The sequence below is a fragment of the Bradyrhizobium sp. USDA 4353 genome (assembly GCF_054063215.1).
This window is the reverse complement of sequence record NZ_JBSSGB010000001.1, coordinates 7,431,042-7,447,227: the sequence shown is the minus strand read 5'-3', so window position 1 is coordinate 7,447,227 and position 16,186 is coordinate 7,431,042. Positions and strand designations below refer to the sequence as shown.

General features: G+C 66.8%; 15 protein-coding genes. 9 read left to right on the top strand and 6 right to left on the bottom strand.

From position 1 onward, the window contains the following. The first annotated feature begins 1 nt into the window (after position 1). Complete coding sequence (locus tag ACVILH_RS33500; RefSeq protein ID WP_456716711.1) at positions 2 to 757, top strand: GntR family transcriptional regulator; 756 nt, start codon at positions 2 to 4, stop codon at positions 755 to 757. Between the two features lie 11 nt (positions 758 to 768). Continuing rightward, positions 769 to 1,749: a PDR/VanB family oxidoreductase gene (locus ACVILH_RS33495; protein WP_456716710.1), complete on the top strand. Its 981-nt coding sequence runs from the start codon at positions 769 to 771 to the stop codon at positions 1,747 to 1,749. 3 nt (positions 1,750 to 1,752) lie between these two features. Here the strand turns inward: ACVILH_RS33495 and ACVILH_RS33490 are convergent, their stop codons facing one another. Next, the gene (locus ACVILH_RS33490; RefSeq protein WP_456716709.1) at positions 1,753 to 2,394 is read right to left on the bottom strand and encodes a hypothetical protein; all 642 of its coding nucleotides are present in this window, start codon (positions 2,392 to 2,394) and stop codon (positions 1,753 to 1,755) included. Between the two features lie 138 nt (positions 2,395 to 2,532). Next, positions 2,533 to 3,573: a uroporphyrinogen decarboxylase family protein gene (locus ACVILH_RS33485; RefSeq protein ID WP_456716708.1), complete on the bottom strand. Its 1,041-nt coding sequence runs from the start codon at positions 3,571 to 3,573 to the stop codon at positions 2,533 to 2,535. A 172-nt stretch (positions 3,574 to 3,745) separates the two neighbouring features. Here ACVILH_RS33485 and ACVILH_RS33480 point away from each other — a divergent pair, with 172 nt between their 5' ends. The 3 genes from ACVILH_RS33480 (at position 3,746) to hemC (ending at position 7,648) form a co-directional block, all read left to right on the top strand. Continuing rightward, positions 3,746 to 4,936, top strand: coding sequence for an acetate/propionate family kinase (locus tag ACVILH_RS33480; RefSeq protein WP_456716707.1), 1,191 nt, complete (start codon positions 3,746 to 3,748; stop codon positions 4,934 to 4,936). 93 nt (positions 4,937 to 5,029) lie between these two features. Further along, on the top strand, positions 5,030 to 6,655 hold the full coding sequence (locus ACVILH_RS33475; protein WP_456716706.1) for a GMC family oxidoreductase: 1,626 nt from the start codon (positions 5,030 to 5,032) through the stop codon (positions 6,653 to 6,655). A gap of 15 nt (positions 6,656 to 6,670) precedes the next feature. Further along, positions 6,671 to 7,648, top strand: coding sequence for a hydroxymethylbilane synthase (gene hemC, locus ACVILH_RS33470; protein ID WP_456716705.1), 978 nt, complete (start codon positions 6,671 to 6,673; stop codon positions 7,646 to 7,648). A 4-nt stretch (positions 7,649 to 7,652) separates the two neighbouring features. Here hemC and hemE read toward each other — a convergent pair whose 3' ends face one another. After that, positions 7,653 to 8,699, bottom strand: coding sequence for a uroporphyrinogen decarboxylase (hemE, locus tag ACVILH_RS33465; protein WP_456716704.1), 1,047 nt, complete (start codon positions 8,697 to 8,699; stop codon positions 7,653 to 7,655). A 186-nt stretch (positions 8,700 to 8,885) separates the two neighbouring features. Here hemE and ACVILH_RS33460 point away from each other — a divergent pair, with 186 nt between their 5' ends. After that, positions 8,886 to 9,122, top strand: a complete 237-nt coding sequence (locus ACVILH_RS33460) for a hypothetical protein (protein ID WP_456716703.1) — start codon at positions 8,886 to 8,888, stop codon at positions 9,120 to 9,122. Between the two features lie 170 nt (positions 9,123 to 9,292). Next, the gene (locus tag ACVILH_RS33455; protein ID WP_456716702.1) at positions 9,293 to 11,203 is read left to right on the top strand and encodes a diguanylate cyclase; all 1,911 of its coding nucleotides are present in this window, start codon (positions 9,293 to 9,295) and stop codon (positions 11,201 to 11,203) included. 13 nt (positions 11,204 to 11,216) lie between these two features. On the opposite strand, the gene ACVILH_RS33450 is transcribed toward ACVILH_RS33455, so the two are convergent. Then, on the bottom strand, positions 11,217 to 11,444 hold the full coding sequence (locus ACVILH_RS33450) for a SlyX family protein (RefSeq protein WP_456716701.1): 228 nt from the start codon (positions 11,442 to 11,444) through the stop codon (positions 11,217 to 11,219). Beyond that, positions 11,431 to 12,210, bottom strand: a complete 780-nt coding sequence (gene trhO, locus ACVILH_RS33445; protein WP_456716700.1) for an oxygen-dependent tRNA uridine(34) hydroxylase TrhO — start codon at positions 12,208 to 12,210, stop codon at positions 11,431 to 11,433. The genes ACVILH_RS33450 and trhO overlap by 14 nt, the downstream gene beginning before the upstream one ends. A gap of 132 nt (positions 12,211 to 12,342) precedes the next feature. Between trhO and ggt the strand changes: the two genes are divergently transcribed. Together ggt and ACVILH_RS33435 are read left to right on the top strand one after the other, a co-directional pair. Further along, complete coding sequence (gene ggt, locus ACVILH_RS33440) at positions 12,343 to 13,929, top strand: gamma-glutamyltransferase (RefSeq protein WP_456716699.1); 1,587 nt, start codon at positions 12,343 to 12,345, stop codon at positions 13,927 to 13,929. Between the two features lie 1,034 nt (positions 13,930 to 14,963). Then, positions 14,964 to 15,431 (top strand): FKBP-type peptidyl-prolyl cis-trans isomerase, encoded by a 468-nt coding sequence (locus ACVILH_RS33435; protein WP_456716698.1) that lies wholly within the window; start codon positions 14,964 to 14,966, stop codon positions 15,429 to 15,431. Positions 15,432 to 15,922: 491 nt separating this feature from the next. On the opposite strand, the gene ACVILH_RS33430 is transcribed toward ACVILH_RS33435, so the two are convergent. Then, positions 15,923 to 16,138 carry a CsbD family protein gene (locus ACVILH_RS33430; RefSeq protein ID WP_006614896.1) on the bottom strand — a complete coding sequence of 72 codons (216 nt, stop codon included), beginning with the start codon at positions 16,136 to 16,138 and terminating at the stop codon, positions 15,923 to 15,925. Positions 16,139 to 16,186 lie beyond the last annotated feature (48 nt).

Here is a 16,186-nt window from a genome sequence, read left to right as displayed (position 1 = left end):
AATGCCTGAGCGTGAGACCGATCGCTCGATGTCGCAGACCGTCCGCGCGCAGCTCACGCTGCGCGATCTGATCCTCACCGGCGGCTTGCGCCCGGGCGAACGGATCTCGGAGCTGCAGGCGGTGGAGGCCGCGGGCGTCTCACGTACTCCGGTGCGGATGGCGCTGGTGCGGCTGGAGGAGGAGGGGCTGCTGGAGGCCATTCCCTCCGGCGGCTTCATGGTCAAGTCGTTCTCCGAGCGGGACGTCCTCGATTCCATCGAGGTGCGCGGCACGATGGAGGGCCTCGCCGCGCGGCTCGCCGCCGAGCGCGGTGTCTCCGTGCGCGACACCGAGCCGATGCGCGAATGCCTCGCCCAGATCGACGAGCTGATCGCGCCGGCTGAAATCTCCTTCGACGCGTTCTCGGCCTATGTCGCGCTCAACGCCCGCTTTCACGCGCTGCTCGCCGAGCTGTCGCGCAGCCCGCCGGTGATCCGCCAGGTCGATCGGGCCAGCGCGCTGCCCTTCGCCTCGCCGAGCGGTTTCGTGATGGCGCAGTCGGCCCTGCCGGAGGCGCGGCACATCCTGGTGATCGCGCAAGAGCACCATCGCATCGTCCTCGATGCGATCGAGAACCGCGAGGGCGCCCGCGCCGAGAGCATCATGCGCGAGCATGCCCGCCTCGCCGCGCGCAACCTGCGGCTGGCCGTCAAGGCGCGCGGTCCGATGGATCTCGTGCCGGCCGCCGTTCTGATCAAGACGATGAGCTCGAACTAAGAGAGACGATCATGCGCTTCCAGGACAATTGGGCGCCCGCGACGCTGGTGGCGACGCGCGATCTCGCCCCCGGCATTCGTGAGTTTCTCCTGCGGCCCGACGGCTATGTCTGTGCGCCGTATCCGGTCGGCAGCCACATCAAGGTGAGCGTTTTCGTCGGCGGGCAGCCGGATGTCCGCTCCTATTCGCTGGTCGGCGAGGCCGATCCGCGGGGCTATCGGATCGCGGTGCGCTTCGCCGAGGATTCGCGCGGTGGATCACGTTATCTGTGGTCGCTGCAGCCCGGCGCGCGCATCGACGTGGCGAGCCCGACCTCGCTGCTGCAGGTCGATTGGCAGCGGCCGCATTACTGCCTCGTCGCCGGCGGCATCGGCATCACGCCGCTGGTCGGTGCGGCCCAGGCGCTCTCCCGCAAGACGCCGAATGTGTCGCTGCATTACGCAGTGAGATCGCGCAGCGATGCGGCCTATGCCGACGAGCTCGCGACGCTGCTCGGCGACAGGCTGTCGGTCTACGCGGCCGACCAGGCGCAGCGGCTCGACCTAGCCTGCCTGTTCGCCGGCCTGCCGCAGGGCACGGCGGTGCTGTTCTGCGGCCCGATGCGGATGCTGGATGCGGCGCGCAGCGCGTGGGCCGCCTGCGGCCGCCCGGCGGCCGATCTCAGCTACGAGACGTTCGGATCGTCTGGCCGTCTGGCGACCGAGCCGTTCAAGGTTCGCCTGCGCGGCAGTGGCGAGGAGATCGTCGTGCCGCGCGATCGCTCGATGCTCGACGTTCTCAATGCGGCGGGCCACGAGGTCATGGCCGACTGCCGCCGCGGCGAGTGCGGCGTGTGCGCCATCGACGTCGTCGATGTCGAGGGCGAGATCGATCATCGCGACGTGTTCTTCAGCGACGAGCAGAAGCACGAGAATCGCAAGCTCTGCGCCTGCGTCTCGCGCGCCCATGGCGTCGTCACCATCGACACGCTGGAGCGCGTCGACGCGGTGTGAGCGTTATTTGCCGGTCAGGCTGACCGGGGTCGGGGTCTGCGGTCGCGCGGATGATTTCCGCGCCGCCTGCTCGGAGGCGAGCGCCTCTCGCGCGGCTTTGAGACGCGCATCGGCGTCCTTGTCGGCGAGCAGCGCGTCCGTGAGATTGGCCTCCGCGATATGCGCCGCCTCCGCCGCGGCCTTCGCGGCGGCGATATTGGCGGGGCTGGGATTGGCCTTCGCCAGCGCCTCGGCGGCGTTACGATCGGCCACCGCCTTTTCGTTGGCTGCCAGCGCGGCATCGAGATTGGCGTCGGCGATCGTCTCCGCCGCATCCGCGGCAGCAAACGCCGCGGCAGCCGGGCTGGGCGGAGGGGAGCGTGTCTTCGCCGTCCGGTCAGTTGCGGTCGGCTTGTTGGCCGGGGCCGGAAGCGTTTGTGCTGCAACCGGCGGCGCTGCCGGTTGTTGGATGGAGGGAGGCTGCAACGAGGGCATTGCAGGCACGAGATCGAGCGGCACCACGCGCGCCAGCGAGCTGCGGGCGTCGCGAATCAATCCACCGACGGCCTCGTCGAGTGGATCGGCGCGGACAGGCTCGGACAGCGCGGCGCAGCCGAGCAGGGCAGTGATGGCGAAGGCGAGTTGGTTCGACGTGATGACGGCCATCGGAGCCTCCATTCCGCCGGGATCGGGCAAGCCGGCCCCCGAGCGCTTCCCGCCTGCCTTATTGCGCGAATGGGGTCGCAGGGTGGTGCGATCGTGAAGGATGCTGCCCGACATGCGCCGCATCTGCCACATTGGCGGTCAGGCGAGCTCCTCGCGCACCCGCGCCGCGGCTGCGCTCATCGCCTTCAATTTGCCGAAGGCGGTCGCGCGCGGCAGATATTTCATGCCGCAGTCCGGCGCGACCACGAGCCGCTCCGGCGCCACGACTTTGAGGCCGTTGCGAATGCGCTCGGCGATGACGCTCACCGGCTCGACCTCGGGATCGCCGAGATCGAGTACGCCGAGCACGATGGTCTTGGCCGAGAGATCCTTGAAAACGCCCAGATCGAGCCGCGGCTGCGCCGCTTCGATCGAGACCTGCGTCGCGCAGCAATCGGCAAGCTCGGCGAGGAACGGATATCCGCTCGGCTTGCTCGAGCCCGGCACGATGGCCGCATAGCCGAAGCAGACGTGGATGATGGTCGGCACGGTAATATCATCAAGCGCGCGGTTGATCGCCTTGACTGCATAGCGCCGCGCCGCCTGCGGATTGCTGCGCACCCAGGACTCGTCGAGCTGGATGACGTCGGCGCCGGCCCGCTGCAGGTCGCGGGCCTCGGCATTGACGACCTCGGCAAACGCCATCGCGACCGCTTCATCGTCGCGATAGAAATCATCTTGCGCCTGCTGGCTCAAGGTGAACGGGCCCGGCAGCGTGATCTTGGCCGCCCGGGTCGTGTTGCGACGGAGGAACTCCATGTCCCGCAGCTCGACCGGATATCTGCGCCGGATCGGCCCGACGACGCGCGGCACCGGCGTCTTGTTGCCGGCCGGCGAGATGATGATCGCGGGATTGTCCGCGTCGATCCCGTCGAGCGCGGTGGCGAAGCGGTTGGAGTAGCTCTCGCGGCGGATCTCGCCATCCGAGATGATGTCGATGCCGGCCTGCTCCATGTCGTGGATCGCGACAACAGTGGCATCGTCCTGGGCTTCCTCAAGCAGCGGGCGCTGAATGCGCCACATGCCCTGCAGCCGGATGCGCGGAATGGATTTCGACAGCATGGCGCGATCGACCAGCCAGTCCGGCTGCGGATAGCTTCCGACCACGGTGGTCGGCAGGAGATGTCGAGGCGTGTTCACCACAAGGATCCTCCCCCGGTCCGATTCGATTTGTCGCAAGCTAGCAGACGAGGCGCCTGGCAAGGCAATGCAACCTATCGTTTTGGTTGTCTTTGGGGCGTCATGAAAATGGGTGGTATTTTCTCCAATTTGTGAGTTGGCGAGAAACCCCTCCGAGGTCATGCGAGGTGAGATGACACGACGGCACATCCTGACCCTCAATGCCGGCTCCTCTTCGATCAAGTTCGCGTTGTTCGAAGAGCAGGCCGCCCCCGTCGAAACGCTCCGGGGCCAGATCGAGGGGCTCGGCAGCGCCACGCCGCATCTGCAAGCCCGCCAGCGCAGCGGCACGCTTGCTGATGAAGCCCTCGATGCGGCGAGAGCGACCGACCACGATGCTGCAATGGCCGTGGTGATCGACCTCCTGCAACGCGCCGTCGGGCGCTCCGCCGTCGACGCCGTCGGCCATCGCATCGTTCATGGCGGGCTGGAGTTCACGCAGCCCATCGTCATCACCGATGATGTCGTCGGGCGTCTGGAGGCGCTCAATCCGTTGGCGCCGCTGCACCAGCCGCATAATCTCTCCGGCGTTCGCGCCGCCCATCGCGCCTTCCCCGATGCGTTGCAGGTCGGCTGTTTCGACACCGCGTTCCATCGCTCCCATCCCTGGGTCAACGACACCTACGCTTTGCCGCGCGAGCTGTATGAGCAGGGCGTCCGCCGCTACGGCTTTCACGGGCTGTCCTACGAGTACGTCGTCTCGCGATTGAGGGAGATCGCGCCCGACGATGAGAAGGGCCGCGTGGTCGTCATGCATCTCGGCAATGGTGCGTCGATGTGCGCCATCCGTGACGGACAGAGCATCGGCTCCTCGATGGGCTTCACCGCGCTCGACGGCCTGCCGATGGGCACGCGCTGCGGACAGCTGGATCCGGGCGTCGTGCTCTATCTGCTGCAGGAGAAGCGGATGACGGCTGAGGCGATCAGTGATCTCCTCTACCACCATTCGGGACTGAAGGGGCTTTCGGGGCTGTCGCAGGACATGCGCGAATTGGAGGCGGCGGGAACGCCGGAGGCGATGCAGGCGATCGACTATTTTGTCGACCGGATCAGGCGCGAGCTCGGCGCCATGGCTGCGGTGCTGTCGGGCGTCGATGCGGTGGTGTTCTGCGGCGGCATCGGAGAGCATGCCTGGCGGATTCGCGCACGCGTCTGCGAAGGCTTCGACTGGCTCGGCATCGCGCTGGACGGGAGCCGAAATCACGCCGGCGACACCGTGATCTCGTCCCAAGGGTCGCGTGTGCGCGTGTTCGTGGTCAACACCGATGAGGAGCTGATGATCGCACGGCATACCGCAGGGCTGCTCGCCGAGCGCAAGGATTGAGACGGAGCACCAGACCTGCCGATTTGCCGCTTGCATGTCCCGGCGTTCTGCTATCATCCAGGATGAAAGACCAAGAGAGCCGGGCAGGGAACGATGGAAGGCAGCGTGGCGTCGCGTGACGCGGACCTGGAGTTCGACTACGTGGTGGTGGGTGCCGGCTCGGCCGGTTGCGTTCTCGCCAATCGGCTCAGCAGCGACGGCAAGCACAAGGTGCTGCTGCTGGAAGCCGGTCCCAAGGACACGAATCTCTGGATCCACGTCCCGCTCGGCTACGGCAAGCTTTTCAAGGAAGAGACCGTCAACTGGATGTATCAGACGGAGCCCGAGCCCGGTCTCGACGGCCGCTCCGTGTTCCAGCCGCGCGGCAAGGTGCTCGGCGGCTCCAGCTCGATCAACGGTCTGCTCTATGTCCGTGGGCAGCACGAGGACTACGACCGCTGGCGCCAGCGCGGCAATATCGGCTGGGGCCATGACGACGTGCTGCCGTATTTCAAGCGGGCGGAAAATCAGTGCCGTGGCGCCAACGACTACCACGGCGTCGGCGGTCCGCTGCCGGTGTCGGACTGGCGCCATGAGGATCCGCTGTCGGAGGCCTTCGTGAAGGCGGCGGTCGAGGCCGGGCTGCCGTTCAATGCCGATTTCAATGGCGCGAGCCAGGAGGGCGTCGGCTTCTTCCAGACCACGACGCGGCGCGGCCGCCGCGCCAGCAGCGCGGTGTCCTATCTGCGGCCGGCGCTCGGCCGCAGCAACCTGCACGTGGAGACCGACGCGCTGGCCCAGCGCATCCTGTTTGAAGGGCGTCGTGCGCGCGGCGTCGTGTTCAACCAGCGCGGCCGGCTGCGGGTCGCGCGCGCGCGGAAAGAGATCCTGGTCTCGAGTGGGGCCTATAATTCGCCGCAACTCCTGCAGCTCTCCGGCGTCGGCCCGGCCGACCTGCTGAAGCAGCATGGCATCGAGGTCGTGCTCGATGCGCCCGGCGTCGGGCACGATCTCCAGGACCACCTTCAGGTGCGTATCGTGATGCGCTGCAGCCAGCGCATCACGCTCAACGACATCGTCAATCATCCCGTGCGCAAGGTGCTGGCCGGCGCGCGCTACGCCGCCTTCCGCAAGGGACCGCTGACGATTGCGGCTGGAACTGCCGGCGCCTTCTTCAAGACTGATCCTCGGCTCGCGAGCCCGGACATCCAGATCCATTTCATCCCGTTCTCGACCGACAAGATGGGCGAGAAGCTGCACACCTTCTCTGGCTTCACCGCCTCCGTGTGCCAGCTCCGCCCCGAAAGCCGGGGATCGCTGCGGATCCGAAACGCCGACCCGGCGACGCCGCCCGAGATCCGGATCAATTATCTGGCGAGCGAGACTGACCGGCGGGCCAATATCGACGGCCTGCGCATCTTGCGGAAAATCCTGGCGGCGCCGGCCTTGAGGCCGTATGTCTCGGATGAAGCCTATCCGGGACCCAAGGTCGTGAGCGACGACGACATCCTGGCCTATTGCCGGCAGACCGGCAGCACGATCTATCATCCGACCTCGACCTGCCGGATGGGGACGGATGCTCTGGCCGTGGTCGATCAGCGCCTGCGTGTGCGCGGCATCGACGGCCTGCGCGTCGTCGACGCCTCGATCATGCCGGACCTGGTTTCGGGCAACACCAATGCGCCGGTCATCATGATCGCGGAGAAGGCCTCCGACATGATCTTGCAGGACGCGCGCTGACGCAGGAATGAGTTCGTGACACGTTTCCGGATCGGCACCCGCAAGAGCACGATGGCCTTGGCGCAGACGGAGGAGATCGCGCGCCGTCTGCAAGCCGCGATCCCGTCGCTCGACATCGAGATCGTCAAGTTCGAGACGACGGGCGATTCCGACCAGACCAGCAAGCTTTTGACCCATGGCGGCAAGGGTGGCGCGTTCGTGGCCGAGATCCGGCGGGCGATGCTGGATGGCAAGCTGCATGCGGCGATGCATTCGCTCAAGGACATGCCGGGCAACGAGGAGACGCCCGGCCTCGTCATCGCAGCGCTGCTGTCGCGCGATCCGCCGGGGGACGTGCTGGTGTTGCGCAAAGGACTGGCGCTGGAGGATTTCCGCAAGGATGGCGGCCGCGGCTTCAAGATCGGCACCAATGCGGTGCGCCGGGCGGCCTATGCGCGGCGGCTGTTTCCAAACGCCGAGCTGATCCATTTCCGAGGCGCGGCAGACACCCGCATCCGCAAGCTCGACAATGGCGAGTTGCAGCGGCTGCCGGACGGCGGTGCGGTCGGGCCCGCGGATGCGCTGATCATGGCGCGGTCCGGGTTGGAGCGGGTCGGCCTGTCGGACCGTGCGTCCTACGAATTCCCCGCAGCCGACATGCTGCCGGCAGCCGGGCAGGGCATCGTCGCCGTCGAATGCCCTGCGGCCGACTTCGAGACGCGGCGCATCCTTTCGACCATCGACGATGCGGCGGCGCGGGCCTGCGCGGATGCCGAGCGCGAGGTTCTGTGGGTGCTCAACGGCCACTGCAACTCGCCGATCGCGGGCTTTTCGACCATCGAGAACGGTCAGATGACCTTGACCGCGTCGGTGCTCGACGAAGACGGCGGCCACTTCATCGAGGTCCAGCGCGCCGGTCCTGCCGATCGTCCCCGCGAGCTCGGCCGTGCGGTCGGGCTCGAGCTTCTCGCCAACGGCGCGGCTGCGCTGATCGAGCGCAGCCGACCGCGTTAGTCGGTCATCCCTTGTAGGCGCGCACGCGCTTGAGCATCTGCTCGACATGGGCGATCGGGGTCTCCGGCGTGATGCCGTGGCCGAGATTGAAGATGTGGCGGCCGCCGGCATAGCTCGCCAAGACGTCGTCGACGGCCTGGTCGAGCGCCGCGCCGCCGGTGATCAGCGCCAGCGGATCGAGATTGCCCTGAACGGCGACCTTGCTCTGCACCCGCTCGCGCACCAGGCCCGGCTCGGCGGTCCAGTCGATGCTGACGGCATCGACGCCGGTCGCGGCGACATAGCCCGGCAGCAGCGCGCCGGCGCCGCGGGGAAAGCCGATGATCCTGGCGCCCGGTCTTGCCTTGCGCACGCCCTCGACGATGCGCCGCGTCGGTGCCACCGACCAGCGGGCGAACTCGCGCGGCGACAGCACCCCGGCCCAGGTGTCGAAGATCTGCAAGGCGTCGGCGCCGGCATCGAGCTGCTTCAAGAGATAGGCGATCGAGCTGTCGACCAGCGCATCGATGATTGTCTGGAAGGCGTCGGGATGCCGGTAGGCGAGCAGCCGCGCCGGTCCCTGGTCGGGCGTGCCCTGGCCGGCGACCATGTAGGTCGCGACCGTCCACGGTGCGCCGCAAAAGCCGATCAGCGCGGTGCTCGGCGGCAGCGCGCCGCGGACGTGGCGCAGCGCCTCGAACACAGCCTCGAGCTTGGACAGATCGGCCTCGCCGGACAGCGTTGCGATCTTCTCCGGCGTATCCAGCGGATCGAGCCGCGGGCCTTCGCCGACCTCGAAGCGGACGCTGCGGCCGAGCGCATGCGGGATCACCAGGATGTCGGAGAAGATGATCGCCGCATCGAATCCGAAACGGCGGATCGGCTGCAAGGTGACCTCGGCGGCGAGCTCCGGGTTGAAGCAGAGGTCGAGGAAGCCGCCGGCCTTGGCGCGGACCTCGCGGTATTCCGGCAGATAGCGGCCGGCCTGCCGCATCATCCAGATCGGCGGCACGCTCTGCCGCTGGCCGGCCAGCACGTCGATGAAAGGCTTGTTCACGGCAGTCTCACTCACGCTGGGGCTCCGCAACCTCGGGGGAACAGTTTACCGTCCGTGATACATGGCCGGGCGGTTCCGGCCAAGCTCCGATCGGTTCGGGATGGCCGACAGCCTCCAGACGCAACTGCGGCAGCGCGACACGCTCTCGAAGCGGGAACACGCTCTCCACCCCTGCGTTGTCGTGGGACAGGGAGATCGATCATGGCCGAGAAATTCAACCCCGCTCCGCACGACAAGCACGCGGTCGATCCGCGCGAGGCCGTTCGTCTCGACCGGGAGGCGAAGACGCAGCTCGACAAGGGACTGATGGACACGTTCCCGGCGTCCGATCCCGTCAGCATGCAGCAGCCGACAACGACGCGCGTGAAGGGAAGCGACACGCGCGAGCAGCACGAGCCTTCGTTGTGGGACAAGGTGCGATCGGTGTTCGCGCGTTGAACTAACAAGCCTGATTGCAGCGAGCTACGTACCTTGCAGAGCATAATTCCGTAGTTGTACGGGCTTTGCCGTAGTCTTACGGTGCGCCTCCGAGGGCTTCGGATACGGCTCATTTCAGAGTTAAATAACGCGTCCATGGGACTCTGCCGTCGTCCGGAGAGTTCCGCGGAATGGACGTGATTGCGACCACAGTCGATCGAAGCCGCTTGCCGATGTGGGCGGCAGCAGGGCTTGCGCTCGTCTGCGGCGCCATCCTTGCGTTCAGCGGCTGGACCGAGTGGGCCTCGCGAAACTCGGAGATGCGCAATGCCGAGATCGATCTCGGCAATCTCGCCCGCTCGCTCACCCAGCATGTCGAGGACACCTTCGAGCTTGCCGACTCTTTGATGCGCGGCGTCGTCACGGCGCTCGAGACCGATGACGGCAAGCCCGGCGCGATCCCCCGCTTGCAGACCATCCTGAAGTCCCGGAAGGCGAGCCTCGGCCGCATCCGCGGCGTCTTTGCCTATGACGAGAATGGCGACTGGCTTGCGACCACCGAGGACGTCACGCTCACCAACTACAACAATTCCGACCGCGACTACTTCGCTCATCACCGTATATCGGCGGATCGCTCGCTGCTGATCGGCCGCCCGGTGCAGAGCAAGTCCGGCGGGCAGTGGGTGATCACGCTCTCCCGGCGCTGGAATCATTCCGACGGCCGGTTCGGCGGCGTCGTCCTCGCAACCATCGACGTCGCTTATTTCGCTCAGTTTTATCGCCAGTTCGACGTCGGGCAGCACGGCTCGATCAGTCTGTTGAGCCGCGACGGCGCCGTGCTCGCCGACAATTCCGAGCCGGATCCGAACAAGCTCGGACGCCCGGTCATCGAAGCGGTCCCCTATCATCCGGCGTCGGGTCCGCTGTCGGTGCGTCGCTTCGGCGAGAAATCCGAGCGCATCGGCTTCTACCAGCATGCACAGCGCTATCCGTTCCTCGTCCTGGCCACCCGCACGGAAGCCGACGTCCTCGCCTCCTGGAAACGCGATGCGATTGTCCGGATGTCGGTGCTGGTGTGTCTCGTTGCGCTGGTGGTCGCCATCGGCATCTTCCTCGTGAAGCAGCTGCTGCAGCGGCAGCATCTCGCCGCAGCGCTGACCGCCAAGGAGGAGAACTTCCGGCTGCTCGCCGAAGGCTCTAGCGACATCGTGACGCGCATCGAGCTCGACGAATGCATCGGCTACGTCTCGCCCTCGACGATGCGCGTGCTGGGCTGGCACCCGTCGCAGCTCCTCGGCAAGCGCGCGCTCTCCGGCGTCAATCCGCTGGATCGGCCGCAACTTCAGGAGATGCTCGACCAGATCAAGAGGGGCGTGGTCGACGAGGCCCGCGCGACCTACCGCATGCGCCGGCGCGACAAATCCGAGATCTGGGTCGAGGCGACGGTCCGCGCCACCCGTCAGCCCGACGGCACGCTCGACGGCTTCGTCGCGGTGACGCGCGACGTCACGCAGCAGAAGACGCTGCAGGGCCGGCTGGAGACGCTCGCGATCGAGGACGGCCTGACCGGCCTCGCCAACCGCCGCCGGTTCGACGAGCGGCTGCTGGAGGAGTGGGGCAGGGCCTATCGCGAAAAGACCTCGCTGGCGCTGCTGATGATCGACATCGATCATTTCAAGGCCTTCAACGACACCTATGGCCATCCGGCCGGCGACGAATGCCTGCACACGGTGGCCGGCATACTCGCCGATGAGGCGCAGCGCAGCTCGGACCTCGTCGCCCGCTATGGCGGCGAGGAGTTCGCGATCCTGCTGCCGAACACCGATGCCACGGGATGTGCGCGGCTCGGCGAGCGCATCCGGCGGGCGCTGCACGATGCGCGCATCGTCCATGATCACAATCCGCCGGGCTTCGTCACAGCGAGCATCGGCGCCGCGGTATGCCGGCCCGGACTCGAACGCTCCGCAGGCCCGGCCTCGCTGATCGAAGCCGCGGACCGCGCGCTCTACGCGGCGAAGGATGGCGGCCGCGACCGCATGGTGATGGCGGGCGAGGTGATCGATCTGCCGTCCAGCAAGGCGCCGGCGACCGTTCCGGCCTGAGATCGCTGCGCCATCAATAATGCGGCGGCGGCTCATTGCGCGGCCCCTCGGCGTTGCTCTGCGCGTCCTCCAACTGCTCGACCAAGCGCGCAATCTGCCGCTTCAAGCCGTCGATCTCGCGCCATTGTGCGGTGATGGTCTGGTTGAGCGTCTCGATCGTGTCGTCCTGGAACGTCAGCCGCATCTCGAGCCGGTCGATGCGCTCGCCGAGCTCCTCGTTCGACGGCTCAGAATTGCTCATCGCTCGCACCTTCCCCCTGAGCCGGCCCGGCGGCTGCAGCCTGCTCGCGCAGGCCATGGCCGAGCGCGACGCGTTCGTCGAACACGAAACAGCCGCCGCGCCAGCGGCTCTCGGCCTCCGGAATCTCCTCGAGATATTTCAGGATGCCCCCTTTGAGGTGGTAGACCTCGGTGAAGCCGCGCGCCAGCAGCAGCGCGCTCGCCTTCTCGCAGCGGATGCCGCCGGTGCAGAACATCGCGATCCGCTTGTGCCTGGTGGGGTCGAGCTCCCGGGCGGCGAAATCCTTGAACTCGCCAAAGCTGTGCAGGCCGGGATCGACGGCGCCTTCGAACGTGCCCATCGCGACCTCGAACGCATTGCGGGTATCGAGCACCAGCGTATCGGGCGCTGATATCACCGCGTTCCAATCGGCGGGACTGACATAGCTCCCGACCTGTCGCGTGGGATCGGCGGCGGGATCGCCGAGCGTCACGATCTCCCGCTTCAGCCGGACCTTGAGGCGCTGGAACGGCATTGCTGTGGCGGTCGAGAATTTCAGCTCCAGATTGTCGAGACGCCCTGCAAACAGTTCGCCCTGGCGAAACTCGGCCACCAGCAGGTCGATCGCCTCCTCGGTGCCGGCCACGGTGCCGTTGATGCCTTCCTCGGCCAGCAGGATGCTGCCCTTGATACCGTGGGCGGCGCAGAACGCCTGGAGCGGCGCGCGCAGGTCGCGGAAATCCGGCAGGGCAACGAACTGATAGAAGGCGGCGACGGTGAGGGGCATGCGGCCGTTTACCAGCAGAGCTGACCATAGAAAAGCTGGTATCCCCGGCCATTGCCGAGCCCGGAAGGAATATGCGATGTAGCCGGCCAGCACTGGCATTCCAGCCACCACACCATCACGCAGCGAGCCACGATGAGAAGCTTCCATTTCCCCGGCAGGTCCACGGTCCACGCCCAGAACGGAATGATCGCCACCTCGCATCCCCAGGCGGCGCTGGCCGGGATCGAGGTGCTGCGCGCCGGTGGCACCGCGGCCGACGCGGCGGTGGCGGCCTGCGCGCTGCTCGGCGTCATCGAGCCGCAATCGACTGGCATCGGCGGCGACTGCTTCGCGCTGGTGCAGCCGAAGGGCGAGGGCCGCATCATGGCCTATAACGGCTCCGGCCGGTCGCCGGCCGCGGCGACCGTCGACTGGTATCTCGAGCGCAAGATCCATTCGGTGCCGCTGACCTCGGCTCACGCCGTCTCGGTGCCCGGCTCCATCGATGCCTGGGCCCGCATCCTGCAAGACCACGGCCGGCTCGGCCTCGACCGGCTGCTGCAACCGGCGATCCGCGCTGCCGAGGACGGCTATGTGGTGGCGCCGCGCGTCGCCTTCGACTGGAACAATCAGTTCGAGAAGCTCAAGAACGGCACCAACACCGCGCGCTACTTTTTGCCGCGCGGCAAGGCCGCGGTCGCCGGCGACGTGATCCGCCAGCCGGAGCTGGCCCAGACGCTCCGCGTCATCGCCAAGGAGGGGCCGAAGGGCTTCTACACCGGCGCCGTCGCCGAGGACATGGTGCAGACCCTGCGCGGCATCGGCGGTCTCCACACGCTGGAGGATTTCGCCAACCACCAGACCGAGGTGACCTCGCCGATCGGCACCGTCTACAAGGACTACGACGTCTGGCAGTGTCCGCCGAACGGGCCGGGCATCACCATGCTGGTGATGCTCAACATCCTCTCGCGCTTCGACCTGACGCGGATCGATCCGCTCAGCGTCGAGCGCTTCCACCTCGAGGCCGAGGCCGCGCGCATCGCCTACATGATGCGCGAGCAGCATATCGGCGATCCCGCGCACATGACCACCGAGGTCGCCAGCATCCTCGCCAAGGAGTTCGCCGACGAGTACGTCTCGCAGATCAGCCTCGACAAGCTCTTGGACCTGCCGAACGTCGCGCCGCCGATGAACCCTGAGACGGTCTACATCACGGTGGTCGACCGCGACCGCAACGTCTGCTCCTTCATCAACTCGATCGCGCATTCGTTCGGCTCGGCGATCGTCTCCAACGAGACCGGCGTGCTGCTGCAGAACCGCGCCGGCGGCTTCCGCATCCAGCCGGGCCATCCGAACTGCATCGGCCCGGGCAAGCGTCCGCTGCACACCATCATCCCGGCGCTCGCCACCAAGGCCGGCCGCGCCCAGATGTCGTTCGGCGTGATGGGCGGCCAGTACCAGCCGGTCGGCCAGACCCATGTGCTGACCAACATCCTCGACTATGGCTGCGACGTGCAGGAAGCGATCGATATGGCGCGCGGCCTGCATTACGAGGGCGTCTATCAGCTCGAGGACGGCGTGCCGGCCGAGGTGGTCGAGGGCCTGCAGAAGATCGGCCACAAGACCACCAAGGTGGTCTCGCCGCTCGGTGGCGGCCAGGCGATCTGGATCGACTGGGACAAGGGCACGCTCACCGGCGGCTCCGATCCGCGCAAGGACGGCTGCGCGCTGGGGTATTGAGGCGGAGGTTATCGTCGCGCGCCGCCGTAGGGTGGGCAAAGGCGCGCCACGATGTCTCAGTTGTGCACCGCTCTCTCCCGCGCCGTGCCCACCATGTCTCACCGAACTCGCTGATCGATGGTGGGCACGCGACCGCCCTGCGGGCGGCCGCTTTGCCCACCCTACGGCGCTATCGCTGAGAGCCCGACTGCATCGACGTACTCCGCTGTCGTCCCGGCCTTGAGCCGGGACCCATACCCCCCAGGGAGCGGTTTGGGGCAGGCAGGTCGTTGGCATTTTGCCCGTTACAACCGCCGCGGCGTATGGGTCCCGGATCGGCGCCGTGCCGCGCTGTCGCGCGGCGCGGCTTGTCCGGGACGACGATGGTGGGTGGAGCAGATTCACGGCTCAAACAGCGCAAGCGAAGTTATCAGTATGAGGACATGAGGCCGCAATCTCGCGGCACTTCATGCCCGAGGTCTGCGATCGCTCGCCCCTCGCAAATCGTGCAGAGGGCGCAGGGAATGCCGGGTGACAGCCTCACCCATGGCCCGCCTGCGGAAAAGAATGCAGGCGGCAGGTACCACAGGCAAAGCCGAAACACGCCGGCATTCCCTGCGCGGTGGTCTTCACGCTTATACGCAGTCTCCCTGGTGCGCCGGCTTGTTGGCCACCTCCGCGCGAGGCGAAGCCTCGTCGCGCTCGCGACCATGCGCTTGCGCGCATTGCGCGGATGACACCAGCTTCGGGGTGTCAGGACGCTGCGACTTCACGTCCGCGATCGATCGTTCGTCCGCGCCCTCGTTGCCGAGGGACGCTGCGATCTCTCGCGGCCACCGCATCCCCGCCTCGCGTGTCGTGACGATCGCGCGCAACGCCCCTCTGCGATGAGGCGGGATGCGCGTATACAACCACGATTTCTGATAAAGCGCAAGAAGATTTTATTTTTCGAAATGGTCGGCGGGGCCGGGGCTTGCTCCGGCGCGGGCTGGTCAGCCGCGGCGCCTTGCGCTAAACCCCGGCTCCCGTAACCCAAGCAGAGGCAGTCTGGACAGATGCGGCGTCCGATGACGAGACGAGTTGCGCTGATGGCGGCGGTGTCTGCCGCGGCCGGCGCCTGGCTGGGCTCTCAGCGAGCCTCGGCGCAGACCAGTTCCCAACCGACAGGAAAGACCATGACCACACCCTCCGGACTGCAGATCATCGACACCAAGGAAGGCACCGGCGCGACGCCCGCCCGCGGCCAGACCTGCGTGATGCACTACACCGGCTGGCTGTATGAGAACGGCCAGAAGGGCAAGAAATTCGACTCCTCGGTCGACCGCAACGAGCCGTTCGAATTCCCGATCGGCATGAAGCGCGTCATCGCCGGCTGGGACGAGGGCGTCGCCACCATGAAGGTCGGCGGCAAGCGCACGCTGATCATTCCGCCCGAGCTCGGCTACGGAGCCCGCGGCGCCGGCGGCGTGATCCCGCCGAATGCGACGCTGATGTTTGACGTGGAATTGCTGGGTGTGAAGTAGGGGGTCTCTGGTCGCTAACTCACGCGGAGCATCGGACATCGCCGCGGTGTTCATCACTGCGCCCTCTCCCCTTGTGGGAGAGGGCATGTAGGACGGATCGGCAAGCTCGGTTGGGTGAGGGGTCTCTCGCCGCGAGCACCATGCGCGGACAGAAACCCCTCACCCAACCGCATGCTGGGATAGGCCGTACATGCCCTCTCCCACAAGGGGAGAGGGCGCTGTATCGGGCAGCGGTAGGCTGTTCATGTAGGGTGGGCAAAACACGCGCCCGTAGGGCGGGTGCGTGCCCACCGTCGATCGGCAGCGGTGGTCGGAATGGTGGGCACGGCGGGTGGCAGCTGCGCTTTGATTGAACCAGCTCGGCGCCTTTGCCCACCCTACGGATCACAACTAATAAACAGACAAAGCCGGCCCCGTGAGGAGCCGGCTTTGTGATCTCAATCTTCCGCGGTCAGCGACGCTGCATCAACACCGCGCCGCGCTCACCTCGCTCAGAGGTTCTTGTTCGCAGCGCCGGCGGCGGTGTTCACCGCGTCCTTGGTGGCCTGCTTGGCATCGCCGAGCGCCTGCTGGCCCTTGCCCTTCACTTCCTGCACGGCGCCTTCGCCCTGCAAGCGGTCGTTACCCGTGGCTTCGCCGATGCCCTGCTTGGCCTTGCCGACGGCCTCGTTGGTCGCGCCTTTGATCTTGTCCATGGTCGAACCCATTGTCTCTCTCCTTGTGTCTGTGAACTGCGCGGGATCAACGCGGGCGCT